Here is a 23,829-nt window from a genome sequence, read left to right as displayed (position 1 = left end):
TTTGATTAGTTTTTGTAGTCAAATATAGAAAAGTAACTATGGAAACTAATAGTTTTAGAAATAATTTAACGTATAAAATTAAATTAAATCGGTGCCATTTTCAAAATCCTCTATAGCGTCTTTTTGTACTAGTGTTACAGGTTTTTGTAGGATTAGGTTATTTGGGTAAGTTATTAAGTTTCCGTTGTCTAGGCGTAAGTGTAATTGGAAAGCTCTAATATCTTCAATAATCGCTTCAATAGGATAATCTTTATCATGAATTTGAATTTTATCTCCAACTTTATAAGGAAAGGAGAAGAACATGATTACTCCCGAAGTGATATTACTTAAGATAGACCAAATAGCAAATAGTGCAATTCCGATTACTGCAAAAACAGAGGAAAATACCAAAGCAAGATCTTCAAATTGTGCGCCAAAAATAAAGGCTAAAACAAGTAAGGAAAGTAGAAATAAAGATACGGTTGTATATCTTATAATTAAATGAATTCTAGCATCGTTAATTCCGGATTTCTTCCCTATTTTTCTAATAGAAATTTTTAGAATCATCAAAATAGCAAAGAAAACCCCAAGAATAATAAGGGAGTTGAAAATTTGGTTTTGATAGGTGTCTATAAAATTTGTCATAGCTTAAATAAAGTGCAAAGATACTCTAGATTTTATTCAAAAAATATAGTTATGTACTTTAGTTTACTAATTCTAAAAGTGTCTGATAAACTAAATGAACAGGCAGCCCTATAACATTATAATGAGAGCCTTCAATCTTTGTAACAGCAATATATCCAATCCATTCTTGAATACCGTAAGCACCAGCTTTATCAAAAGGTTTGTAGTTGTCTATATAGTAGTTAATTTCATCCGAAGTTAATTCTTTAAAAGTTACTTTGGTAACCGCGCTAACGGTTTTTTGAGTTGTTTTTGTGGTAAAACAAACAGAGGTTATCACTTCATGGGTAGTATTGCTTAAAGAAGTAAGTATTTGAAATGCTTCCTCTTTATCTCTTGGTTTTCCTAATGCTTTATCCTTATGCCAAACAATGGTATCACTAGTAACAAGAATGTCTTTGTCTTTTAAGTCTACTTTAAAAGGAAGTGATTTTAGTTGCGCTAAATAATCGGTTATTTCAAAATGACGTAGTCTTTCCGGATATTCTTCTTTTACAGGTTTCAATTGAATATCGAAATCTATACCTAATTCAGAAAAAAACTTTTGTCTTCTAGGGGAAGCGGAAGCTAAAATGATATAATGATTTTTTAATTTCTCTTGTAACATGTTCTTTTTTTATTTTAAAATAAACGGATATAGTAACATAGAAAGCATACCAAATAGCATTACTAATTTTAATACTATACTAACATGTGTATAGTCTTTTTTAGTTTTTGCTGTAAATAGTTTGATGCTAATGTAAATAAGGGGAGCAACAATAAATAGTAAGAAATAAATTACTGCAACTTCTTGTTTGTATAAATAGAGTAGAACATAATTTATAACTGCAAACAACGGAATTATAGATAGAAGGAAAATAATTCTACCTGCTCGGTATCTTCCAATCGCGATAGGTATCGTATTCATTCCGGCTTTATAATCTCCATCAATATCCTCCATGTCTTTTACCATTTCACGAATAAGGTTGATGATGAAAGCGAAAAATGCATAGTCTAATAAAATCTTAAAAAAAGTGATTTGTGTCGCTCTGTTAAAAGGCGTTATCGCTGGAAGTAAATCGAAAATTGGAACAATAATTAAACTCAATGCAACTAAAGCAGATATTATTAAATTACCTATAAAAGGAAGTTGCTTTAAATAAGAAGCATATATATATAAGGATGCTGAAACTAATACAAATAATGCAAAAAACGGACTCTTCCCCACGTGATGTGAAATATAAAATCCTAGCGCCACACCAATAATATTAAAAACAAAAAACAGGTTGTAAGCAACTTTTTCTGAAATAGATTTACCAACAACCACTCGATCCGGTTTGTTTACCGTATCGGTTTCTATATCGTAGATATCATTAATGATGTTTCCAGCTGCAGCAAGAAATAGTGTAGCAGCCATTAATATAGGAAATGTAAAGGCATCTAGTGAAGTATCAATATAAAAAGGCTCGAATAAAGCATATTTTATTAAAACCTGGACTAAGGCTATAAGTAATAAGTTTTTCCAACGAATAAGGTTAAGAAAGCTGTACATTTAAAATTAATAGTATAGAATAAAGATTTATAAAGGGGTTACAAGTAGATGAATCTGTGATTAATCATATTTTGCATCAAAGCTGCCATTCCATTTTCCTTGTACTTTTAGTACTTGTTCAACAACATCGCGAGCAGCTCCTTTTCCTCCATTTTTATGTGAAACATATTTGGAAATAGATTTGATTTCTGGAGCGGCGTCTTGTGGGCAACAAGGTAAAGCGACTAATTTCATTACAGGATAATCAGGAATATCATCTCCCATGTATAAAACATTTTCTGTTTTTACATTCATTTTATTTAAATATTCTTCTAGTTGCTCTATCTTGTTATGAGCACCAAGGTAAATATCTGTTAGCCCTAAGCCTTCTAATCTTTTTCGAACACCTTCGTTGCTTCCTCCAGAAATAATACAAATATTATAGCCTTTATCTACAGCAGTTTTTAAGGCGTAACCATCTTTAATATTCATGCGTCTTAGCATTTCTCCTGAAGTTGTAACAGTAACAGTTCCATCTGTTAAAACACCATCTACATCAAATATTAGTGTAGTAATTTGGTTTAGGTATTCTTTATAGCTTTTCTCTTCCATTTTAATTTTCTTTTTTAGTCTTGCTTACAGGTTTGTTTTATATTCCGTGTGTTTTTTGAATAGACTTTGTTAAAAGTTGGTACACCTCTTTATGAATTGGGTCTGTAAGTGCCTTTTTATGTTTTTTAATAGTTTTTTTGTCGTTTCGTTTGGCAGGTCCGGTTTGAGCAAGATAGGGAGTAAGGTCGTCTAGTTTTCTTGCAGTTTCTTTAATTAAAGGTTTTAAAATTTCAAAATCAGCACCGGTAGATTCTGTAATCTCATGCGCAATCCTATATATCTGATTAGTGAAATTATTTACATAAACGGCTGCCAAATGCAAAGACGCACGTTGGTCGCTATTCACTCTATGTGGTTTGCTACCTATCGCTTTAGCTAACTTCTTTAAGATAGGTAAGTCTTCCTTGCTTTTGATCGCTTCAACACAAAGAGGAATTTGAGAAAAATCAATGGAAGCTCCTTTGCTAAATGTTTGTAAAGGATAGAAAACACCGCGTTTGTGCTTCATATCAATATCATAAACACTAACGCTTCCAGAAGTGTGCACTACCAATCTGTTTTCAAACGGAAGTTTAGCAGAAATTTCTGAAACAGCATCATCGCTTACAGCCAAAATATAAATATCGGCTTCCACTAGTTTGCTTAAATCATTGGTGATTGTAACTTGGTTTTTATAGGTTTCAATAGTTTTTAGGTTTCTGTTATACCATTGTTTAACGGTAACTTCTCCCGATTTTTCAAAAGCTTTATATAAATGCGTTGCTACATTTCCTGCGCCTAGTAATACTACGTGAATCATTTTGCTAAAATAAATATTATTATAAATAAACCTTATGCTGTTTGATGCTTAATTTATTTGATTTTTCTAATTGTTTAATGGTGCGAATTACTGTTTCTACTCGTAATCCAGTAAGGTCAGAAATTTGTTGCCTAGTTAAGGTTACTTCGTATAAACCTTCAGATTTAGAATTTTCTTTTAAATGATTCAATAAGGTTAAAATCCGATGATCAGGTGGATGTATAGAAACCTCCTGTATGATTTTTGCCTTATAAAGCATTCTCTTACATATTAACTTTGTAAAGCCTAAATGAATATTCTCATGCATTTTTAGAAGATTAAAGAAAGCTTTCTTGGGTAGGACAAATATTTCAGAGTCTTCTAAACACACAGCAGAAGCAGGGTAGTTCGAATCGGAAAATAGAGGAGGCTCTCCAAAAGATTTTCCATCTTTAAAAAAACCTTGTACAAATTCTTTACCATCTTCTGTTTGATTAAACATTTTTACATGCCCCTTTAAAATTTGGAAATAAAAATTCGCAGGATCTAACTCGTTGAATATAAGTTGGTCCTTTGCATAAGACTTTATTACGGCCTTAAAATCGTTAAGAATTTCTGTAGGAATCATGCTTGTTTATGATTTGAATCATAAATAAACAAAGATAACTTTTAGAATTTTGTTTATGAATTTAAAACATATCAAAAATGAGACTTTATAAAAATAGTTTAGAAGATTTTAAAAACAACTACATTATGTTTATACCCTTAAGCATAATTTTTCAAAGTTGCCTGGGTTCTGTAGCGGCTTTATATATTTTAACAAATGCTAGTGCTGATTCTTTCCCTTTTCTTCAATTAAGTTTATGTGTAATTATAACTATGGCATTTAATGCAGCAGTTATGGCGCAACTTAATTATAAGTTAACTTTTAATTTATTGCTGGCTTCTATAATCATAAACATTATATTAGTGGCTTTAAACGTATACCTGTTATTATAAATGAATAAAAAAGATATTCAAAACCGAGAGGATGTTTCCGCTTTAGTAAATAGTTTTTATAAAAAAATACGAGTAGACGAAACTTTAGGACCTATTTTTAATAAGGTTATTAAAGATTGGGACGAGCACCTAGACCGTTTAACTACTTTCTGGGAAACCAGTCTTTTTATGACAAAAAAGTTAGATAAAAAGTACTACGGTAACCCATTAGCTGCACATGTTGAGGTAGATAGGAGATTTAACCACTCTATAACCAATACACATTTTGGTTTATGGTTAAACTTATGGTTTGAAACTCTTGATGAGCTTTTTGAAGGAGAAGTCGCTGAAAACGCAAAGAGAAGAGCTCGGAAAATGGGAACATTTATGTTTATGAATATTTTTGCTGCTAGAGGTGAAAAGTAGCATAAATTCCCATTTATAATTAATTATATAACTGCATTTAGATGTCTATTTGCAGTTTTCTTTTATATAAAAAACTCTTTTGGGTTTTAACGGTTTTTAACAAACAAAAATCCTTAAATTTGCACGAGCAAAAAAAAGCTATTTTATTATGCAAAAAAAAATTTCTAATATTCTGTTCTCAACAAGGCTAACGGCTATACTTTTTGTTGTTTTCGCTGTAGCGATGGGTGTTGGTACTTTTCTAGATGCTGGAATGGATACTTCTCCAACTCCTTATAGTAGAAACTTAATATACAACACATGGTGGTTTGAAGCTGTTATGGTGTTTTTTGTTATCAATTTTGTTGGAAATATATTTCGATATAGATTACATAAAAAGGAAAAATGGGCAACTTTAGTTCTGCATTTATCTTTTATTTTAATACTTGTTGGAGCTTTTGTTACAAGGTATATTAGTTACGAAGGTGTAATGGCTATTCGTGAAGGAGAAACCGAAAATAAATTCTTATCACAGAAAACATATTTAATTGCATATATAGATGGTGACTATGAAATTGATGGTGTGCCGCAACGTTTGCCAATAGAGAAGGAAGTAGATTTTTCTCCTCGTATGAAAAACAATTTTGAAGTTCATACAGATTATAATAACCAACCAGTTAGTATCGTTTTAGAAGATTATATTGGTGGAGCAGAGGAAGATATTATTCCAGATGAAAGTGGAGAAGAATATTTAAAGATTGTAGAATCTGGTGGAGCAGGACCTCATAATCACTTTTTAAAATCCGGAGAAGTTCAGAGTTTGCATAATGTTTTATTTGCTTTAAACAAACCAACTAAAGGAGCTGTAAATATCACTAAAGACGGTGACAACCTTACTATAGAGTCGCCATTTGAAGGAGAATATATGACCATGGCAACAGGTGCTACTGGTAAGCTAGAAAAAGATAGTATTCAACCTTTAATCTTACGTTCTCGTTATATTATTGGTGGGATGCAAATGGTATTTCCTAAGCCTGTAACTAAAGGTGTTTTTGGTATCGTAAAAAAATCAGAACTGCTACAAGGAGATGAAAATGGATTAATTCTAAATGTTACTGCAAATGGTGAAACTAAAAAAGTAGGTTTACTAGGCGGTCAATATAAAAACAATGCTTTTAAACAAGTTAAAATTGGGGGCTTAGATTTTGCATTCCGTTATGGAGCTCAGATTCTTGAGTTACCTTTTGATATTAAACTAAACGATTTTATTGCAGAACGTTACCCTGGTACAGAAAAAAGTTATTCTTCTTACGCGAGTGAAGTGACTGTTTTTGATAAAGAAAAAGGTGATTTTGATTATAGAATTTATATGAATAATATTCTAGATCATGGTGGCTATAAATTCTTTCAATCGAATTTTGATCCAGACGAAAAAGGAACCATTCTCTCTGTAAACCACGATTTCTGGGGAACTTGGATTACATATATAGGATACATTTTACTTTATATTGGTATGATAGCAATTTTAATTGCAAAAGGAACAAGGTTTGGAGACTTACGTAGACAGCTTAATAAAATTAAGACGAAAAAAGCGAAGTTGCTTTCTCTAGTGTTTTTCTGTTTTGCACTACAAACATTCTCACAAGAGCAACACGAAGGAGATCATCAAGCTCCAACTCCAGAACAAATAGATTCTATTTTAGTAGCTAATAAAACGCCTAAAGCGCATGCCGATAAGTTTGGTAGATTAGTTATTCAAGATTTAAGCGGGCGTATGATGCCAATGAATACATATGCATCAGAGTTAGTAAGAAAAATCCATCACGATGAAACATACGCTGGATTAAGTCCGAATCAAATTTTACTTTCTATAAGCGAAAGTCCTTTGCTTTGGTACAATGTGCCAATCATTTATATGAAGCCTATGCAAACAGACTCATTAAAGTCTATTTTAGGTATTCCGAAGGAACAGAAATACGCAACTATTGTAGATTTCTTTGATGATAATTTAAATTATAAATTAAATCCGTACCTAGAAGACGCGTATAAAGCGCAGTCGCCTAACGGATACCAAAAGGAAATTAAATTAGCAGATCAACGTGCTTCTATTTTATCTAATGCTATTGAAGGGTTAACTTTAAAGATATTCCCTGTTCCAGATGATGAAAATAACAAATGGATTTCTCCTTTAGAATATAGAAAAGAAAACTACAGAGAAAAGATTTCAGATTCCCTTTACGGAAACTTTATAAACTCTGGTTTTTCAGCTTATTTATTTACTTTAAATCAAGCCAAGCAAACAGGTGATTATACTGAAGCTGAAAAACTTTTAGAGTCTTTTAGTAAAACACAACATAAATACGGTAGTGCTGTAATGCTTAGCGACAATAAAATTGATGCTGAGATTAGTTATAATAAGTACAATATTTTCAAGAAACTGTACAGATATTACTTATTGGCGGGTGTTTTAATGTTTGTATTTTTAATTATTCAGATATTAAACAGCAATAAAAAATGGATTAATGTATCTGTTAATATAAGTAAATGTTTTATTGTTGCCCTATTTGCTATTCATACCCTTGGACTTATAGTTCGTTGGTATATATCAGGTCACGCACCGTGGAGTGATACGTATGAAACAATGCTTTATGTAGCATGGTCTGCCGTTTTATTCGGGTTAATATTTATTAAGAAGAGTGATTTAACAGTAGCATCTACAGCTTTTGTTGCATCTATCATCTTATTCTTTGCACATCAAAACTGGTTAGATCCAGCTATTGCTAACCTGCAACCTGTATTAAATAGTTACTGGTTAATGATTCACGTTTCGGTAATTGTTGCAAGTTACGGACCATTTGTTCTAGGTTTAATCTTAGGAGTAGTTTCACTTTTCCTTATGATTTCAACTACAGAGAAAAACAAAAAGAAGATGTTAATCAACATCAGAGAACTAACTATTATTAACGAAATGGCTCTTACGGTTGGATTAGTAATGCTTACCATAGGAAACTTCCTTGGAGGAATGTGGGCGAATGAAAGTTGGGGAAGATACTGGGGATGGGACCCTAAAGAAACTTGGGCTTTAATTAGTATTATGGTATATGCGTTTGTTATTCATATGCGATTAGTTCCTGGTTTACGTGGTCTTTTTGCTTATAATTTAGCTTCTATTATTGCTTTTGCAAGTATTATGATGACATACTTTGGAGTAAACTTCTACTTAGCAGGATTACATTCTTATGCAAGTGGAGACCAAGTAATGAGTGTTAAAATTATAGGAATCTGCTGCGCTGTAGTAGCAATGCTAGGAGGTTTTGCATACAGAAAGTACTTGAAGTTCTATAAAAAATAAAACCTAACTACTTTTACCAATGAAGTTTATTAAGGAGTTCAAGGAGTTTGCCGTAAAAGGTAATATGATGGACATGGCTATTGGTATCATAATTGGTGCATCTTTCAATAGAGTGATAGATGTATTGGTTAAAAAGGTTATGATGCCACCATTATCCTTACTTACAGATACTATTGACTTTAAGGATCAAAAGTATATAATACGAGAAGCTATTTTAAATGAGGATGGTGAAGTAATTAAACAATCTTTAGCTCTAGAATACGGAGCGCTTATTGAAGCTTTTATAGACTTTCTTATTGTTGGTGTAACGGTGTTTTTGGTAGTAAAAGCAATGAACCGATTACGTAAAAAGGCTCACGACGAAAAAGACAAAACAGTTGCTACTCCAAAAGATATCGAGCTTTTAGCAAAGCTTACCGAATTAATGGAGGAGCAAAATAAATTAATGAAAAATTCTAAAAACTAAGTGAGTTTAATTGGCTCTTTGTCCAAATTTAAATCATCTAGCATATCCTGTGTAAACTTGTAATGACCACGACGAGTAATAATTTTAAATCTGTCGTCACGCATTCTTGTAAGTACATCTAAAAAACGCCATTTAGACTTTAACAGCGTAGGCTCTTCACTTTTTAAACCTATTTCAAAATAGTGTTTTCTTCCAGCTTTTTCAGCGACAATGTTTGGTGTGATTGAAGATTCACTGTCTTTTCCTTTTTTAATGTAAGACTTTGGTTTTTCGTAGCCTTCAACATCTGCTTTAATGTTGCTGTAGCCTTTGTTTTCTAAATAGGAAATGCTTTCTTTTAAAAACTCTAAGTTTTCTTTTTTATCTGTTGTTATCATAATTCGAAAGATACAAAAATTTTCAATCAAAACCTATCGAATTAAAAATCAATTAGTTGTGATTTTGCTAATGAAGATTATTCACTTCGTATACCTCTCCAACACTGCAGTTTAACTTTATATTTGCTATCCTAACCCTAACAAGCCTTAAGGTTGGAAAGCCAACTGCAGCTGTCATTTTTCTTACTTGTCTAAACTTTCCTTCGGTTAGTGTGATGCTAAGCCATGAGGTAGGTCCGTGACGTTCGTCTCTTACCTTTCTATCTGCTAAAGGTATATGATCAAGATTTGTAATACTTTTAGCTTTACATGGTTTTGTTTTATACTTCTTTCCGTTAATTCCTATTTCAACTCCTTCCTGTAATTGTTTTATTGCTTCCGGGTTAATAATACCATCTACTTGTGCGTAATATTCTTTTTCATACTTGGCACTTCGTATTTCTTCGCTAACTTTTCCGTTTGTAGTTAAGAGAAGTAATCCTTCCGAGTTTTCATCCAGCCTACCTATAGCCATGGTCCCTTCTGGAAAGTCGAACAATTCCCCTAATAAACGTTTGTTTCTTCTTTTGTTTTGGTTGTTTATTAGCTGACTCAAATAACCATAAGGTTTATGAAGTATAAAATGATGATGTTTTATGGTGTTACTCAAATTGTTTATCTTTTCTAATTGTAGCAAATTACACACTTTATTTAAAAAGTGTCCGTGTTTTATATAGTAAAACTAAAAAATATTTTACATTTACTTATGTCGAAAAAAGGAGCACAGAAAAACACTAAAAACAAAACCAAGCACTCAAAGCTAATGGCTAGAAAGGTGAATAAACAGAAAGCTGAAAAAGCTTTGCGAAAAGAAAGATTAAAAGAAATAGTAAAACGAGCAAAAGAAGAAGGTGCTCAATAATTTATTTTTCTTTTCAAAACATAATTATCGATATTTTGCATAAAAATAATAAGCATTTAAAAGGTTACGAATTTGAAACTCTAATAAAGGAGTATCCAGATTTAAAACCTTTTGTTTTCACCAATAGCTATAATACCCAAACCATTGATTTTGCTAATCCGGATGCTGTAAAAACACTCAATAAAGCGTTGTTAAATACGTATTATAACATATCTTATTGGGAGTTTGATGATGCACATTTATGTCCGCCAATTCCGGGAAGAGTAGATTATATTCATCATTTAGCCGATTTGTTACAAGGCTATTCTTTTCAAAAAGAAATTCAGGTTTTAGATATTGGTACAGGGGCAACTTGTATTTATCCTTTACTAGGAAATGCAGTTTATAATTGGAATTTTGTTACTTCAGATGTTGATAAGGATTCTTTGAAAAATGCACAGAAAATAATAGATAAAAATGCTTTATCAGAAAATATAGAACTTCGATTACAAAATGATAAATCGCAGATTCTACAAGGTGTTTTAAAACAATCTGATGCTTTTACTTTAAGTATGTGTAATCCGCCATTTTATAAAAATGAAGCAGAAGCTTTAGAAGCTACAAAACGAAAATTAAAAGGCTTAGGTAAGGATGTGAGTTCTGTTACTAGAAATTTTAGTGGTACAGCGAGTGAGCTTTGGTTTTCAGGCGGAGAAAAGGCATTTTTGCACAGTTACTTGTATGAGAGCTCTTTGTTTAAAACCAATTGTTTTTGGTACACGAGTTTGGTTTCTAATAAAGACCTAGTAAAGTCTATGCAGAAATCCTTAAAAAAACTCGGAGCTACCCAAGTTAAAGTGATACAAATGAAGTTGGGAAATAAAATAAGTAGAGTAGTAGCTTGGACCTTTTTAAGTAAAAAAGAACAGCAAGATTGGCTAAGCTAGGTTTAGCTAACAAGCTAAAAAATAATTGTAAATTCGTAATCTATTAAAAATTAGATCATCCCTGTAGTTTTTGGGGTATAAATACATAAAACACAAACTTTATGAAATTAGATATATTAGCTTTTGGAGCACACCCAGATGATGTAGAATTAGGTTGTGGTGGAACCATTGCAAGAGAAATAAAAAAAGGTAAAACAGTTGGAATAATTGATTTAACACGTGGAGAACTTGGAACCCGAGGAACGGCAGAAACTAGAGATGAAGAGGCTGCAAATGCAGCAAAAGCATTGGGAGTTACTGTACGAGAAAACCTTGGTTTTGCAGATGGTTTTTTTGTTAACGATAAAAAGCACCAGTTAGAGGTAATTAAAATGATACGTAAGTATCAACCAGAAATAGTGCTTTGTAATGCTATTGAAGACAGGCATATTGATCATGCAAAGGGAAGTAAGTTGGTTGCCGATGCTTGTTTTTTAAGTGGTTTAATAAAAATTGAAACGGAAATAGAAGGGAAGCAGCAAAATGCTTGGAGACCAAAACAAGTTTACCACTACATACAATGGAAAAACATAGAGCCTGATTTTATTGTGGACATTTCAGAAGATATAGAAGCTAAAATGAAATCTGTATTTGCTTATAAAACCCAATTCTTTGATCCTTCAAGTAAGGAGCCAGAAACGCCTATTTCAAGTAAAAACTTTACCGATAGTATAGAGTATAGAGCAAGAGACTTAGGTAGGCTAGTAGGAGTTGAGTATGCAGAAGGCTTTACTACAAGTCGCTATGTTACTGTTGATAGTTTATTTGATTTGAAATAATTAAAGTGTGGTGTTGGGGTTCATTAAAACAAGCAGACTAATATTTTTATTCCTGATATTGGTTTCTTCTGCATACTCCCCAAAGATAAGTAAGCACTTCGAACACAATAATTACATACGAAATTACAGTGTTCATATTATAAATGATTCATTACAATTATATTTTAAATCACCAGCAGATATAAACTATATAACAGAAAGTGAAGAACTAAAAAATGCTATTCAAAATGCAGGTTTTAAGCTAAAAGATAAAGTTTTAGTTTATGGAAGAACCAATGATCCTCCTTATGAATATTTTGTAACCGTATCTAAAGGTGCGAAAAAAGAGTATCCAAAAAAACTTATCGTTTTAGATACCGTAGTTGGAAGCTTAAATATTCAATTTATTGGTAAGCCTTTAGCTGAAAATTCTAGAAAATCTTTAGAGCCAGATTTGCATAATATGTTTTCTAGTTTGGAGGTAGGAGCTACTTATAGAAAAGATATTAGTACGGTTATGGATGTTGTAAAAAAACATCAAAACTCAAATAAGTTTTTGGCTGCACTAAAAGAAATCAATGAATTTCCTGCCTATGATAAACAAGAAGAATGGGTAAAGCTTCAAATGCAGTTAACTTTTTCTTCTTTTCTTGGGGATAATACATTTTATAAAGAATCTTTAAAACTGCTCGAGTCTAGGTTTAAGCCTAACAATATAATTTCAAAAACGATAAAAGAGAATTTTTTAAGAGATTCAGAAGCAATAAATACAATTTTAAAAGAAGCTGAAAAGCATAAAATTGTAATGATTAACGAAAATCATTTCTATCCCAATCATAGGTTACTAGTCTTAGATTTGTTAGAGGAATTAAAAGAAATTGGCTATACACATATAGCAATAGAAGCATTAGATGTTAAACAAGATAGTTTGCTAAACTTAGAGGGTTCTTATCCAGCTTTAAAGACGGGTTTTTATACTTCAGAGCAGCATTTTAGCAATCTAATTAGAAAAGCAAAGCATCTAGGATATGAATTTGTTGCTTATGAAAACAACGATGCAAATAAAAACAGAGAACAGGGGCAAGCAGAAAATTTATATAATAAAACCTTCAAGATAAACCCTGAAAGTAAAGTATTGGTACTAGCAGGAATTGATCATATTCTCGAAAAACCAAGTTTCAGTGGTAAGGAATGGATGGCCTCTATTTTTAAAAATAAATATAAGATGGATCCTCTTACCATGAGTCAGACACATTTAAACTCTTATCGTTCAGAAATTAAGGCTACTTACGGATTGATAAGCAGTGAAATATTGGAAAATGATAAGTTCAATTCCGTAGATTATTTTATGCTTAACAATAAAAGTATTGCTGATATGGAAAGTGCTTCTTCATTTTTATATACAAATAATTCACCATCTGACGTTCAGGTAGTTTTGTTTTATGGAAGCGAAATCAAACATAAATTCGATTACCATAATAAGGTCCCGTATTATACTTCTATTTTAAAAAGTGGGATGCAGTACCAGTTGCCAATTATCAAAAACGAAGAAATATATTTATACACCTACGATAAACACGGAAACCAAATAGATAAAAAGATTGTCAAGGTTTCAGATAATGAATAAGTAGAAAAATATATGAAGTTTGTTTTTCAAGTTAATATAGTTGGTTTGCTCCAGGTGTAATAGTTATACAATTCAATCACAAAACATTAGAAACAAAAAAAGCTTCTCTAAAATAGAGAAGCTTTTGCTTTTGGGTGGAAGACGGGATTCGAACCCGCGACCCTCGGTACCACAAACCGATGCTCTAACCAGCTGAGCTACAACCACCATGTCAAACTTTCGAAAAAGTTTCTCAAATGTTTAGTTTATCCGTTAGATAAATCTGCATTCGAGTGCAATAGTTATTGCGAGTGCAAATGTATATTATTTAAGGATTATTACAAAGACTTTTTTGAAAATTTTTTAGATTTTTTTGCATTTATTTTTCTGTTGGAATTAGAAATAAAAAAATGCTTCCAAATTTCGATTGGAAGCATTTTTTGCGTTAGCGATGGAACGGTTTGTTTGAGCTCCTCGCAGAGAGCGAGTAGTGAGAGCGCGACCTTTAGGTAACGCCCTCATATACATTACTCTTATGTGTTATTTAGCTTTGTCTACTATAATTTTTTTATCACGATTAGCTAGTTCCCAAGCGGTATGAAAAATTAAACGAGTTCTGTTTTCTAATAAATCATACTGAATTTTATCTGGAGTATCTCCTGGTTTGTGATAGTCCTCATGAGTACCGTTAAAATAGAAAATTACTGGAATATTGTTTTTAGCAAAGTTGTAATGATCGCTTCTGTAGTAAAAACGATTTGGGTCATTATCGGCATTAAAAGTATAGTCTAAATCTATATTACAATACTTGCTGTTTACGGCTTCAGAAATCTCATGAAGTTCTGTGCTTAATTTATCACTTCCTATTAAGTATAGGTAGTTTCTGTTGGTTTTCTTTCTCTTAGGGTCTGTACGACCAATCATATCTATATTAAGGTTTGCAACCGTTTTTTCTAAAGGGAAAATTGGGTCTACATCTGTGTAGTATCTAGAGCCTAGTAAGCCTTTTTCTTCTGCAGTTACATGTAAAAATACTACCGAACGCTTTGGTCCTTTGCCATCTTTTACGGCCTTTTTAAATGCTTCTGCAATTTCTAAAATAGCAACTGTTCCAGAACCATCATCGTCTGCTCCGTTATAAACTTCGCCATCTTTTATACCTTCGTGGTCTAAGTGAGCAGATATTACAATGTATTCTTCTGGTTTTTCGCTTCCTTCAATAAAAGCTACAACGTTTTCAGAATCAAAAATTTCTCCGTCATTTTTATAATCTATAGCTATAGAAGCTGCTAGTGTTTTTGTTTCATCAGATTTTTCAATATCGCTATGTATTGCTTTGGCTAGCTCATTGGTAATCATGAAATAGTAAAAGTCTCCTTTGGTTTCTATTAAATCCATTCTTCCGCTTGGGCTACCATAGCGTCTTACAGCAAAATGGAAGTTTTCTGGGTTGTAGAATAAAACAGCTTTTGCTCCGTTGTTTTTTGCTGCATCTCGTTTTGCTGCAAATTCTTGTCTGAAGTTAGACCATTTAGAAGTTGTTGAAGAACCTGAAATGATGTATTCACCATCGGTATTTTTTGGTTCGCCAGCTTTAATTAAAACTACTTTGCCTTTTACATCTAATCCTTCGTAGTTAGAATATTTTTCATCGTCAATTCCGTAAGCTACATAAACAATATCTTCTGTGTTTATTTTTCCGTCAGGACTTAGGTTTACAGAAACGAAATCTTCTAATCCTTCGTAGTTTTTTCCGTTTACTGTTAAACTTACGCTTGGTGTTTTTAATGTTTGTAAAGGAACCGTTTGAAAGTATTTGTCATTTGCTAAAGCCGATGCTACACCTAAATCGATATAATGGTTTTTTAAATATTCTACAGCTTTCTTTTGGCCTGGTTGTCCTGTTTCTCTTCCTTCAAATTCATCGGAAGCATAGGTATAGAGCATTTCTTTTAATTCTGCTTCCGTAATGCTATTTGCATAGGTGGTAGCATCTGATTTTTCTGAAATAATAGTATTGTTACTTGTTGTATTCTTTTTTTGAGAAGAACCACAAGCGACTAAAGCTGTTGATATACCTATAAGGAATAGGAATTTTTTCATAAGAATAAATTTTTAAGTATTGATGTAATTTTATTTTATAAGAAATATGAAGCTACTATAATACAAAAAAACAAAGGTATTATCTAACATAACACCTTTGTTTTATTAAAGCTTTAACAATTGTGTTTTAAAGCTTGGTTTTTTTTAAAAGAGACTATTCTGAAAGATCTATATCTTCTAGATCAAGACCTTCTAATTCTTCCATAGCATTTTCTTCTGCTTTATTTACTCGTTCCTCTAGCTCTTGTGTATCGCCAACTTCTGTTTTATCAAAAATAGCTTTGTATGTAGAAAGTCCTAAAGCAATTATAGTTAGTAAGAATATAAGCTGTACTATTTTATTAGATTCGTTTTGTTGCTTAGATAAAAAGAAAGCCAATAAACCAAAAACTAAAGAAGCAATTGCAGGAATAAATGCCATATTTGAAAGCGGTAGCGTAGATAAGATAATTGCGGCTATTGCTGTGATTAAGCCTAAAATGATAGAAATTTTTCTCATAATATATGTTTAGTTTTTTAGTCCTGTTACCGATTTAATTCTAAGCTCTCCGTTTCCTACCGGAATTTTAAATTTAGCATAAACTGGTATTTTGTTTTCGTCGGCAGTTAGCCAAATAAGATTATCGTTATTACCTTTTAAAACATCGCTACCTATTACATTAATAGCAAGTTTATAGCACTCTTTTTTACCTATATTCGTTTGTATGCTTTCTTTTGCCAAAAGTTTGAAGGAAACTTTAGTTTCTTTATTGTCAAATAAAACAGTAAAAGTATCGGTACTTCCAATAGCAGCTTTATGAATATCTAAAGTTCGAATATAGTATAAAGTAGTTACCAAATCTTTTGTTCCAGGATTTATGGAAACGTTATTGTTCCTATCCCAAAAACCAGAGGGGAAGTTTTTACTTTTCTTTCTAATAAGGCTTTTAACCGTATTTGTTTTATGGTTGAAGGTATACTTTACAAATTTATCATGTCCGCCTTCATCAATATCTCTTTGATATAAGTAAGGGGTAAGCGTTTTCGGGTTTACGTAACTCTCGTATATATCACGAATCTTAAAAAAGTTATCCCACTTACTATAAGTTGTAGCGGTACATTTTAAACGCATTAAGGTAGCTTTTGAAGTTTTTACTTCGCTTGTTTCCATACGCACTTCGGCGAGTTCGGTTAAAACACCAGACATATTATAGGCCGCAGTGAAAACTAATTTTTCACCAGCTTGAAAGGCATTGTTTTGTGCTATGGAAGCAATGCTGACAAGTAAAGAAAGTACTAAAACTATTTTTTTCATAAAGTTTATAATTTTCAAATATATAAGAATAGAGCATGAATTATGCCGAAGCATTTAACCTAATATATATTTAGAATATTTATAATAATGGTGCGTTTCAATGGCTATTTTAATTTTTCTGCATGTAGCTTTCTGAGTCTTGTTAACTTCGGACTAATTACAAAACTACAATAACCTTGTGTTGGGTTGTTTCTGTAATAATTTTGATGTTCTTTTTCGGCTTCGTAAAAAGTTTCTAAGGGACTTATCTCTGTAACGATTGGTTTTTCGTAGAACTTAGCGACTTCTTTTATTACCACCTCTGCAATGTTTTTTTGTTCTTCGTTATGGTAAAAAATTACAGACCTATATTGGGTTCCTTTATCGGCTCCTTGTTGGTTTAGAGTTGTAGGATCGTGAGTAGTCATAAAAACAACTAAAATATCCTCATAAGAAATAATGTTTGCATCGAATGTGATTTGAATAACTTCAGCATGACCAGTTAATCCAGAACAAATTTCTCTGTAGGTTGGGTGGCCCGGTACTGTTCCTCCAGCATATCCAGAAACAACCTTTTCTACTCCTTTTACTTCTTGAAAAACAGCTTCGGTACACCAAAAGCAACCACCGCCAAGGGTAGCAATTTGCATATTTTTATTGGTCATTGGTTTCTTCTTTGTGTAGTTGCATGGAAGCAGAGTTTATACAATAACGTAATCCGCTTGGTTCTGGTCCGTCAGGGAAAACATGTCCTAAATGCGCATCGCAAGTATTGCACATAACTTCTACGCGTATCATTCCAAAAGCAGTGTCTTTTTCATACTTGATAGCATTTTCCTTGATAGGTTGTGTAAAGCTTGGCCAACCAGATCCGGAACTGAATTTTATGGTAGAATCAAACAAAGGAGTATCGCAACAAATACAGTTGTATTGTCCGTCATCATAAGTGGTGCATAAAGCGCCACTGTTAGGAGCTTCGGTTCCTTTTTGTCTAGTAATTCTATATTGTTCTGGAGTAAGTAATTCTCTCCATTGGGTTTCGGTTTTTTCTACTCGTTTGTCTGGAGTAGGATTTCCTTTTACAGTGAAATTTATAATGTTTTTCCAAGTAAGCATAAGCTAGTATCTTTCTATATTAAAATATAAAGATAAATCATATTATAAATCTAAACTGTAAATCTGTCTTAAAATTTTTAGCTAAAGGTTTTAGAAAAACAGCTCGTTTTTTTGATTAATAAATATGTTTTAAATTGTCTTCATCTTTAATCAAATTGTACCTTTGTAAAGGAAATTTAAACTGTAAGTTATCATTAAATTCTTATCAAATAACCTTAGGGAATTATTAGAATTCTTTAAAAGCACCAACTTTTCAAAATCCATTTTAATAGGGTTAGCGGTTACTATTCCTGTTGTTTTAGGTATAGTTTATGAACATTTAGATGTTGGTTTAGCCATTTGTTTTGGTGCATTTTGGTGTTCGCCAAGTGATGTACCGGGAAGTTTAAAGCACAAACAAATAGGAATTCTTATTTCCGCTATATTGGTAGCTGTTATCAGTTTTGTAGGAGGTTATTTAGATGTTTCAAATATTATTTTATTTCCTGTTTTAGGAATACTAACTTTTAGTATTGCTTTTATTTCTATTTATGGGTTTAGAGCTTCGTTAATTAGTTTTTCGGGCTTATTGGCACTTGTTTTGAGTTTTGCCTATGATTCTAAAACCTTAGAAATTTATGAATATGCTTTACTTGTTGGTCTTGGTGGGATTTGGTATTTATTGCTATCTACTATTTTACATTATATAAATCCAAAGGCACATACCGAAGAAACCTTTATAGAAACCTTTACGCTTACTGCAGATTTTTTAGATACCAGAAGACAGTTAATAGGTGAGCAGCCAGATAGAGAAGCCTTGCAAACCAAACTTATGACTATTCAAAGTGATTTGATGGAGCGTCATGATACTTTGCGTGAAATACTTCTTACTTCTAGACGTAGTTCAGGTAAATCTAATTACCAAGGAAAGCGTTTGTTGGTTTTTATTCAGCTTATTGAGTTTTTAGAAACAGCTGTTGCAAATCCGGTTAATTATAAAAAAATGGATGCGCTTTTTGAAAAACATCCAAAGTTTAAAACCGATTTTCAGGATATTCTTTTAGAGCTTTCTACGCATTTACGATGGATTGCTGAGCAAATTGGTAAATCGAAAACCATAACTGTTAATAAAAAGTTTTCTGAAGCTTTTAAAACTCTAGAACAGGATATTTTAGAGTTAAAGGAAAGAGATAATCCAGAAGATTATGAACATTATTTAATGCTTCAGAATTACTTTGAATATCAGAAAAAACAATACAATAAACTCAATAAGATAAAATGGTTGTTAGGTAACCCAAACCTGAGTTCTGAAGATTATATAAAGAAAGATATTCTTAAAAACTTTATAAATTCGCCAGATTATAACCCTAAGTTATTGCTTAGAAGTTTAAGTTTCCGATCTACTATTTTTAAGCACTCATTGCGTTTGTCGGTAACCATGATGCTAGGTTATGGAATAGGAGTATTTTTCCATTTACAAAATCCGTACTGGATCATGCTTACCATTATTATAATCATGCGACCAAGTTACGGACTTACAAAAACGCGTTCTAAAGATAGGATTATAGGAACACTTATTGGTGCGGTTTTAGCAAGTGGTTTGGTGTTTTTAATTCAGAATCCATACGTTTATGGAGCTTTAGGGGTAATCACTTTAGTGGTAGCCTTTTCGATGGTTCAGAAGAATTTTAAAGCATCTGCAGTTTTTATTACACTGAGTGTTATTTTCATATATGCTATTCTCCAACCTAATATTATAGAGGTAATTGGTTTTAGAGTATTAGATACCGTGATTGGTTCTGTGCTATCCTTTATTGCTATGCTTTGGTTATGGCCAGCCTGGTCTTTTATGGAAATTGGTTCCAACCTAAAAGATAGTTTAAAAGCGAATGCCGAATTTTTTAATGCCATTAGCAATTATTATCAAATCAAAGGAAAAGTGCCTACTTCCTTGAAAGTAAAAAGAAAAGAAGCCTTTTTACAAACCTCTAACTTAAGTTCTGCTTTTCAACGAATGGCGCAAGAACCTGAATCTAAACAAAACCACATCGAAGATATTTATGAGTTGGTGGTGTTAAACCATAGTTTCTTATCTTCATTGTCTTCTTTGAATACCTATATTCAAAACCATCAAACAACGGAAGCTTCAGAAGACTTTAAGGTTATATCTAATAAAATTTCTGATAATTTAGATATAGTTTGCGAAAATTTAAAATCTGTTGATTTTGAACTTCCGAAAGCCCATGTAAAAGATGTTACGCTGAAAACAGAAAAATTTGAATTTCCTGCTAGCCGAATTACTTATGAAGCAATTCTGCAAAGCAATGACGAACGTAACCATAAAGAAGCACATTTAGTTTGGGAGCAATTATATTGGTTGTTTTCTATAAGCGAAAAAATGATCAAGATTACAGCTAAGTTTTAAGTTGGAGATTAACTATTTTATTTTTAGGCGCTACCTTTATTCTTTTTTTAGTTTAAGTACTTAAAATACAACTTTAACAATATCTTAAGTGATTTTAGTTCGCAACGTAACGAACTAAACGTACTTTTGTGTAAATTAATTATTGAAAAACTAAATAACATACTATTGAAAACGAAAGCATTATTAATTGCAGTTATAACATTGTCTATGGTAAGCTGTAATTCAGACAAGAAAAAAGGAGAGAAAGCTATTGAAGCAAATCCGGAAACATCTACAGAGAAAACAATGACTACAGTAGAAAAAAGCATTGAAAACACAAAATGGCTTATCAGTTCCTTGGAAGGGCAAGACCTTACAGGGGAACAAGAAATATATTTCATTTTAGATGCTGAAACGAATCGTGTAAGCGGAAAATCAGGATGTAATACCTTTATGGGGACATATACTATAGAGGAAGGAAATCGTATTTCGTTTTCTGAATTAGGATCTACACGAATGATGTGTCCAGATCTAAAAATTAATGAAGCGGAAGTTTTAAGTGTTTTTGAGCTTGCCGATAATTTTACTGTTTCAGATGGAACTCTTTCTTTAAACAAAGCGAAGCGAGCACCTTTAGCAGTGTTTAAAAAAGCTGTAGTTTCAAACGAACCTATTGTTGAAAAATACTGGAAACTTAAAACTCTAGAAGGGAAAGAAGTTAGCATGACAGACAACCAAGAGCGAGAAGTTTATTTCACTTTAAAAGGACATAATAACAGCGTTACCGGATTTGCAGGTTGTAATATTATGCAAGGAGTATATGTTTTAGAAGAAGGAAACAGAATTCGTTTTACAAACATGGCAACAACTTTAAAGGCTTGTCCAGATGTTGATTTTAACGAAGCAGAATTTTTAAAGATTTTCGAAATTGCAGATAACTATATTATAGATGGAGATGTATTATCTTTAAATGTTGGCAGAAGAGCACCTTTAGCAGTTTTTGAAGCTATTTACATGCACTAAGAATAACGTGTTTTTAAGCAATCAGTTGTAGTTAATTAAGAATAAGTAAAATCTAAATATAGTTTAAATGGTAAACTTTAGAAAAGCAGCGTTAACAGACCTAGAAAGCATCATTGCAATAGAAAAGAAAATTTTTGGCTCTGGTAGTTATCCGGCATTTGTAGTAAGGCAACTTTTTGATGTTTCAGGGCATTATTTTATAGTAGCAGAAGAAGATAATCAGATTTTAGGTTATGCTTTAGGGGCGGTTAATACTAAACAAAAGCAGGCATGGGTTTTATCTCTCGGTGTATCAGAAAAGGCTAGAGGTAGAGGCTTAGGTAAGCAATTAACAGAACAATTGATTGAAGTTTTAAAAACGGAAGATCTTAAAGAAATTGCTTTGACAGTATTTCCAGAAAATAAAGCAGCTATAAAAATTTATAAGGATTTAGGTTTTGAAGGAAGTCCGGTTTTAAACAACTATTTTTTAGATAATGAAGCGCGTATTGTTATGACTTTAGCTGTTAACTAAAAAAGAAAAGAATTCTCTAATTAAATTAAAATACATAAATATTATGAAAAATTTAAAAGACAAAGTGATAATCATCACAGGAGGAGCTGCAGGAATTGGTGGAGCAATGACAACAGAACTAACCGAAAGAGGAGCTTGTGTGGTTGCAGTAGATTTGAATGAAGAAGCAGGAAAAGAGAAAGTAGCATCAAATCCAGAACAAATTGCATTTATAAAAGGAGATATATCCAAAGAAGCTGTTGCAAAAGAAGCTGTAGCATTAGCTGTTTCTAAATTCGGAAAATTAACAAGTGTGGTGAATAATGCACATGCATCTCGTCAAAAACCAATACTGGAACTTACCGATGCAGATTGGGAGCTATCTATGAATACAGGTTTAAAAGGAACATTAAACTTTATGAAAGCAGCCTACCCAGAACTTAAAAAAACAAAAGGATCTATTGTAAACTTTGGTTCCGGAGCAGGTTTACTTGGTCAAAAAAACCAAGGAAGTTATGCTGCAGCAAAGGAAGCAATTAGAGGCTTGTCTCGTGTGGTAGCAAATGAATGGGCAGAAGATGGTATTAGAGTAAATGTTGTTTGTCCCTTAGCACTTACCGAAGGTGTAAAGCAATGGAAAGAGCATTTTCCAGAGCAATATGAGGAAATTATTAGTAAAAATCCGCTAGGACGTTTTGGAGATCCACAAAAAGATGTAGCACCAATCGTAGCCTTTTTATTAAGTGATGACAGCCAGTATATGACAGGACAAACACTTATGGCAGATGGTGGTGATATTAAGTTACGATAAAAATAAGAGTATAGCGGAGTAATTTAAAATGAAAAAACTCCGCTAGATTCTTTAGAATTTTCGTTAGTTTTAGTTTTTAATAAAGCAGTTATGTAAAAATAGCTGCTTTAATCTTTTGTGTTATGGGCAAGGTTTTTAATAATCGTTGGTTTTTATTGTTGATTATCACATTAACTTGGGGGAGCTCTTTTATGCTTATAAAGAAAACCCTTGTGGCGTTTACTCCTTATGAAATTGGAGCTATTCGTGTTGTTGGTTCTGGATTGTTATTAGCTTTTATAGGAATTCCAGCAATTAGAAAAATGTCTAGAAGTACTTTGCTTTGGGTAACGATTGTAGGTTTCTTCGGAAACTTTTTACCAATGTTCTTATTTCCTATAGCACAAACAAGAGTTAGTAGTTCATTAGCGGGTATTTTAGATTCTTTAGTGCCAATATTTGTGTTGATTTTCGGCTATATATTCTTCAAAATAAAAAGTGAAAAATCACAGATACTTGGTGCTATTATAGGTTTTATAGGAGCAACTAGCCTTATCTATTTTTCAGAAGCAAATTCCGAAACATCTCAATTTGCTTACGCTATGTTAATTGTGCTTGCAGGAGCATCTTATGGTGTTAATGCGGTTCTAATAAAACAAAAAACAGCAGAGGTGAAGGCTGTGGAATTAACTGCAGCTATATATACCGTTTGGGCAGTTCCTTCCTTAGTGATTTTATATGCTACTGGTTTTGTGCAAAACTTCGAAATGCAAGACGCGTATGTAGAGCCTTTTATTTACTTACTTTTTCTAACCACTTTTGGTACTGCCATAGCGATGCTTTTATATTATAAATTAATTCAGAATACTTCGGCTGTATTTGCAAGTTCGGTAAGTTACTTATTGCCTATAGTAGCTGTAATTTGGGGTGTGATAGATGGCGAGAAATTTACCTTTTGGTATATTTTAGGAGGCGTTTTAATTTTAATAGGAATTTATCTTATTAGAGAAAAAAGGAAGAACCCGAAGCTTGTTCCTCGTTCCTAATTAAGAAAGAAGGAAATCCTCAAATTTAAAGGATTTGCTAATGTTTTGTTAAGTGTTGTTCCTGGCTTGTAAAGACCTAAAGGAATGCTTATATTCTCCGCGTTTGAAATAATAAATATTTTTCCATTGTAAATTCGATTTTACATAGTAGTACTTACTATAGTTTACATGGACTTATTATTTCCTTTGCTGCAAAATCGCAGCTTTTAAAAATGAATTATTAAATATTAA

General features: G+C 32.2%; 26 protein-coding genes and 1 tRNA gene. 13 read left to right on the top strand and 14 right to left on the bottom strand.

All coding sequences use genetic code 11. The features are described 5' to 3' along the window. Nucleotides 1-78: 78 nt before the first annotated feature. Genes DU428_RS08015 through DU428_RS07990 form a run of 6 tightly spaced genes read right to left on the bottom strand, consistent with a single transcriptional unit; the run spans nucleotide 79 to nucleotide 4,191 of the window. Nucleotides 79-624: a mechanosensitive ion channel domain-containing protein gene (locus tag DU428_RS08015; RefSeq protein ID WP_072351617.1), complete on the bottom strand. Its 546-nt coding sequence runs from the start codon at nucleotides 622-624 to the stop codon at nucleotides 79-81. A 58-nt stretch (nucleotides 625-682) separates the two neighbouring features. After that, on the bottom strand, nucleotides 683-1,270 hold the full coding sequence (locus DU428_RS08010) for a Maf-like protein (protein WP_113965943.1): 588 nt from the start codon (nucleotides 1,268-1,270) through the stop codon (nucleotides 683-685). 9 nt (nucleotides 1,271-1,279) lie between these two features. Beyond that, a complete protein-coding gene (locus tag DU428_RS08005) occupies nucleotides 1,280-2,194 on the bottom strand; it encodes a geranylgeranylglycerol-phosphate geranylgeranyltransferase (RefSeq protein WP_113965944.1) in 915 nt (304 codons plus the stop codon). A gap of 60 nt (nucleotides 2,195-2,254) precedes the next feature. Then, the gene (locus DU428_RS08000; protein ID WP_072351620.1) at nucleotides 2,255-2,785 is read right to left on the bottom strand and encodes a KdsC family phosphatase; all 531 of its coding nucleotides are present in this window, start codon (nucleotides 2,783-2,785) and stop codon (nucleotides 2,255-2,257) included. A 37-nt stretch (nucleotides 2,786-2,822) separates the two neighbouring features. After that, entirely contained in the window at nucleotides 2,823-3,584 is a 762-nt protein-coding gene (locus DU428_RS07995; RefSeq protein ID WP_072351621.1) for a Rossmann-like and DUF2520 domain-containing protein, read from the bottom strand. A 19-nt stretch (nucleotides 3,585-3,603) separates the two neighbouring features. Continuing rightward, nucleotides 3,604-4,191, bottom strand: coding sequence for a Crp/Fnr family transcriptional regulator (locus DU428_RS07990; RefSeq protein WP_072351622.1), 588 nt, complete (start codon nucleotides 4,189-4,191; stop codon nucleotides 3,604-3,606). Nucleotides 4,192-4,268: 77 nt separating this feature from the next. Here DU428_RS07990 and DU428_RS07985 point away from each other — a divergent pair, with 77 nt between their 5' ends. The 4 genes from DU428_RS07985 (at nucleotide 4,269) to mscL (ending at nucleotide 8,764) form a co-directional block, all read left to right on the top strand. Then, nucleotides 4,269-4,562, top strand: coding sequence for a hypothetical protein (locus DU428_RS07985; RefSeq protein ID WP_072351623.1), 294 nt, complete (start codon nucleotides 4,269-4,271; stop codon nucleotides 4,560-4,562). Beyond that, nucleotides 4,563-4,967, top strand: a complete 405-nt coding sequence (locus DU428_RS07980; protein WP_113965945.1) for a group III truncated hemoglobin — start codon at nucleotides 4,563-4,565, stop codon at nucleotides 4,965-4,967. Between the two features lie 148 nt (nucleotides 4,968-5,115). Further along, entirely contained in the window at nucleotides 5,116-8,298 is a 3,183-nt protein-coding gene (gene ccsA / locus DU428_RS07975) for a cytochrome c biogenesis protein CcsA (protein WP_113965946.1), read from the top strand. Nucleotides 8,299-8,317: 19 nt separating this feature from the next. Further along, nucleotides 8,318-8,764 carry a large conductance mechanosensitive channel protein MscL gene (gene mscL / locus DU428_RS07970; RefSeq protein ID WP_072351626.1) on the top strand — a complete coding sequence of 149 codons (447 nt, stop codon included), beginning with the start codon at nucleotides 8,318-8,320 and terminating at the stop codon, nucleotides 8,762-8,764. On the opposite strand, the gene DU428_RS07965 is transcribed toward mscL, so the two are convergent. Further along, on the bottom strand, nucleotides 8,761-9,141 hold the full coding sequence (locus DU428_RS07965) for a hypothetical protein (RefSeq protein ID WP_072351627.1): 381 nt from the start codon (nucleotides 9,139-9,141) through the stop codon (nucleotides 8,761-8,763). The genes mscL and DU428_RS07965 overlap by 4 nt on opposite strands. Before the next feature lie 67 nt (nucleotides 9,142-9,208). Next, nucleotides 9,209-9,790 (bottom strand): pseudouridine synthase, encoded by a 582-nt coding sequence (locus DU428_RS07960; protein ID WP_243633466.1) that lies wholly within the window; start codon nucleotides 9,788-9,790, stop codon nucleotides 9,209-9,211. A 96-nt stretch (nucleotides 9,791-9,886) separates the two neighbouring features. On the opposite strand from DU428_RS07960, the gene DU428_RS13420 reads away from it, so the two are divergent. The 4 genes from DU428_RS13420 (at nucleotide 9,887) to DU428_RS07945 (ending at nucleotide 13,392) form a co-directional block, all read left to right on the top strand. Continuing rightward, a complete protein-coding gene (locus DU428_RS13420) occupies nucleotides 9,887-10,042 on the top strand; it encodes a hypothetical protein (protein WP_165839153.1) in 156 nt (51 codons plus the stop codon). Between the two features lie 35 nt (nucleotides 10,043-10,077). After that, entirely contained in the window at nucleotides 10,078-10,968 is an 891-nt protein-coding gene (rlmF, locus tag DU428_RS07955) for a 23S rRNA (adenine(1618)-N(6))-methyltransferase RlmF (RefSeq protein WP_113965947.1), read from the top strand. 101 nt (nucleotides 10,969-11,069) lie between these two features. Continuing rightward, complete coding sequence (bshB1, locus tag DU428_RS07950; RefSeq protein ID WP_072351629.1) at nucleotides 11,070-11,786, top strand: bacillithiol biosynthesis deacetylase BshB1; 717 nt, start codon at nucleotides 11,070-11,072, stop codon at nucleotides 11,784-11,786. Nucleotides 11,787-11,799: 13 nt separating this feature from the next. Next, nucleotides 11,800-13,392 (top strand): hypothetical protein, encoded by a 1,593-nt coding sequence (locus DU428_RS07945; protein WP_123796497.1) that lies wholly within the window; start codon nucleotides 11,800-11,802, stop codon nucleotides 13,390-13,392. Between the two features lie 132 nt (nucleotides 13,393-13,524). Here the strand turns inward: DU428_RS07945 and DU428_RS07940 are convergent. The 6 genes from DU428_RS07940 to msrB form a co-directional block, all read right to left on the bottom strand. Then, a tRNA-His gene (locus DU428_RS07940) sits at nucleotides 13,525-13,600 on the bottom strand. A 311-nt stretch (nucleotides 13,601-13,911) separates the two neighbouring features. Then, complete coding sequence (locus tag DU428_RS07935) at nucleotides 13,912-15,474, bottom strand: M28 family peptidase (protein ID WP_113965949.1); 1,563 nt, start codon at nucleotides 15,472-15,474, stop codon at nucleotides 13,912-13,914. A gap of 154 nt (nucleotides 15,475-15,628) precedes the next feature. Then, complete coding sequence (locus DU428_RS07930; protein WP_072351632.1) at nucleotides 15,629-15,973, bottom strand: FUSC family protein; 345 nt, start codon at nucleotides 15,971-15,973, stop codon at nucleotides 15,629-15,631. 9 nt (nucleotides 15,974-15,982) lie between these two features. After that, complete coding sequence (locus tag DU428_RS07925) at nucleotides 15,983-16,768, bottom strand: DUF3108 domain-containing protein (RefSeq protein ID WP_072351633.1); 786 nt, start codon at nucleotides 16,766-16,768, stop codon at nucleotides 15,983-15,985. Nucleotides 16,769-16,872: 104 nt separating this feature from the next. Beyond that, a complete protein-coding gene (msrA, locus tag DU428_RS07920; protein WP_072351634.1) occupies nucleotides 16,873-17,412 on the bottom strand; it encodes a peptide-methionine (S)-S-oxide reductase MsrA in 540 nt (179 codons plus the stop codon). Beyond that, entirely contained in the window at nucleotides 17,402-17,863 is a 462-nt protein-coding gene (msrB, locus tag DU428_RS07915; protein ID WP_072351635.1) for a peptide-methionine (R)-S-oxide reductase MsrB, read from the bottom strand. Before msrB ends, msrA begins: the two co-directional genes overlap by 11 nt. A 190-nt stretch (nucleotides 17,864-18,053) precedes the next feature. On the opposite strand from msrB, the gene DU428_RS07910 reads away from it, so the two are divergent. The 5 genes from DU428_RS07910 to DU428_RS07890 all read left to right on the top strand — a co-directional run bounded on the left by DU428_RS07910 (nucleotide 18,054) and on the right by DU428_RS07890 (nucleotide 23,598). Then, nucleotides 18,054-20,267, top strand: coding sequence for an FUSC family protein (locus DU428_RS07910; protein ID WP_394340975.1), 2,214 nt, complete (start codon nucleotides 18,054-18,056; stop codon nucleotides 20,265-20,267). Nucleotides 20,268-20,432: 165 nt separating this feature from the next. Continuing rightward, nucleotides 20,433-21,269 carry an META domain-containing protein gene (locus DU428_RS07905; protein WP_072351637.1) on the top strand — a complete coding sequence of 279 codons (837 nt, stop codon included), beginning with the start codon at nucleotides 20,433-20,435 and terminating at the stop codon, nucleotides 21,267-21,269. A 67-nt stretch (nucleotides 21,270-21,336) separates the two neighbouring features. Further along, nucleotides 21,337-21,783: a GNAT family N-acetyltransferase gene (locus tag DU428_RS07900; RefSeq protein ID WP_072351638.1), complete on the top strand. Its 447-nt coding sequence runs from the start codon at nucleotides 21,337-21,339 to the stop codon at nucleotides 21,781-21,783. A gap of 43 nt (nucleotides 21,784-21,826) precedes the next feature. After that, nucleotides 21,827-22,573, top strand: a complete 747-nt coding sequence (locus tag DU428_RS07895; RefSeq protein ID WP_072351639.1) for an SDR family NAD(P)-dependent oxidoreductase — start codon at nucleotides 21,827-21,829, stop codon at nucleotides 22,571-22,573. 122 nt (nucleotides 22,574-22,695) lie between these two features. Next, nucleotides 22,696-23,598, top strand: coding sequence for a DMT family transporter (locus DU428_RS07890; RefSeq protein ID WP_072351640.1), 903 nt, complete (start codon nucleotides 22,696-22,698; stop codon nucleotides 23,596-23,598). The last annotated feature ends 231 nt before the right edge of the window (nucleotides 23,599-23,829 follow it).

The organism is Oceanihabitans sediminis, assembly GCF_003337215.1.
Classification (GTDB): Bacteria; Bacteroidota; Bacteroidia; order Flavobacteriales; family Flavobacteriaceae; genus Oceanihabitans; species Oceanihabitans sediminis.
This window is presented reverse-complemented; position numbering and strand designations above follow the sequence as displayed.

What these genes read in the sequence shown, in the direction of transcription:
- DU428_RS08015 (WP_072351617.1), bottom strand. Translation starts at nt 624, where the DNA reads ATGACAAATTTTATAGACACCTATCAAAACCAAATTTTCAACTCCCTT.
- DU428_RS08010 (WP_113965943.1), bottom strand. Translation starts at nt 1,270, where the DNA reads ATGTTACAAGAGAAATTAAAAAATCATTATATCATTTTAGCTTCCGCT.
- DU428_RS08005 (WP_113965944.1), bottom strand. Translation starts at nt 2,194, where the DNA reads ATGTACAGCTTTCTTAACCTTATTCGTTGGAAAAACTTATTACTTATA.
- DU428_RS08000 (WP_072351620.1), bottom strand. Translation starts at nt 2,785, where the DNA reads ATGGAAGAGAAAAGCTATAAAGAATACCTAAACCAAATTACTACACTA.
- DU428_RS07995 (WP_072351621.1), bottom strand. Translation starts at nt 3,584, where the DNA reads ATGATTCACGTAGTATTACTAGGCGCAGGAAATGTAGCAACGCATTTA.
- DU428_RS07990 (WP_072351622.1), bottom strand. Translation starts at nt 4,191, where the DNA reads ATGATTCCTACAGAAATTCTTAACGATTTTAAGGCCGTAATAAAGTCT.
- DU428_RS07985 (WP_072351623.1), top strand. Translation starts at nt 4,269, where the DNA reads ATGAGACTTTATAAAAATAGTTTAGAAGATTTTAAAAACAACTACATT.
- DU428_RS07980 (WP_113965945.1), top strand. Translation starts at nt 4,563, where the DNA reads ATGAATAAAAAAGATATTCAAAACCGAGAGGATGTTTCCGCTTTAGTA.
- ccsA (WP_113965946.1), top strand. Translation starts at nt 5,116, where the DNA reads ATGCAAAAAAAAATTTCTAATATTCTGTTCTCAACAAGGCTAACGGCT.
- mscL (WP_072351626.1), top strand. Translation starts at nt 8,318, where the DNA reads ATGAAGTTTATTAAGGAGTTCAAGGAGTTTGCCGTAAAAGGTAATATG.
- DU428_RS07965 (WP_072351627.1), bottom strand. Translation starts at nt 9,141, where the DNA reads ATGATAACAACAGATAAAAAAGAAAACTTAGAGTTTTTAAAAGAAAGC.
- DU428_RS13420 (WP_165839153.1), top strand. Translation starts at nt 9,887, where the DNA reads ATGTCGAAAAAAGGAGCACAGAAAAACACTAAAAACAAAACCAAGCAC.
- bshB1 (WP_072351629.1), top strand. Translation starts at nt 11,070, where the DNA reads ATGAAATTAGATATATTAGCTTTTGGAGCACACCCAGATGATGTAGAA.
- DU428_RS07935 (WP_113965949.1), bottom strand. Translation starts at nt 15,474, where the DNA reads ATGAAAAAATTCCTATTCCTTATAGGTATATCAACAGCTTTAGTCGCT.
- DU428_RS07930 (WP_072351632.1), bottom strand. Translation starts at nt 15,973, where the DNA reads ATGAGAAAAATTTCTATCATTTTAGGCTTAATCACAGCAATAGCCGCA.
- DU428_RS07925 (WP_072351633.1), bottom strand. Translation starts at nt 16,768, where the DNA reads ATGAAAAAAATAGTTTTAGTACTTTCTTTACTTGTCAGCATTGCTTCC.
- msrA (WP_072351634.1), bottom strand. Translation starts at nt 17,412, where the DNA reads ATGACCAATAAAAATATGCAAATTGCTACCCTTGGCGGTGGTTGCTTT.
- msrB (WP_072351635.1), bottom strand. Translation starts at nt 17,863, where the DNA reads ATGCTTACTTGGAAAAACATTATAAATTTCACTGTAAAAGGAAATCCT.
- DU428_RS07900 (WP_072351638.1), top strand. Translation starts at nt 21,337, where the DNA reads ATGGTAAACTTTAGAAAAGCAGCGTTAACAGACCTAGAAAGCATCATT.
- DU428_RS07895 (WP_072351639.1), top strand. Translation starts at nt 21,827, where the DNA reads ATGAAAAATTTAAAAGACAAAGTGATAATCATCACAGGAGGAGCTGCA.
- DU428_RS07890 (WP_072351640.1), top strand. Translation starts at nt 22,696, where the DNA reads ATGGGCAAGGTTTTTAATAATCGTTGGTTTTTATTGTTGATTATCACA.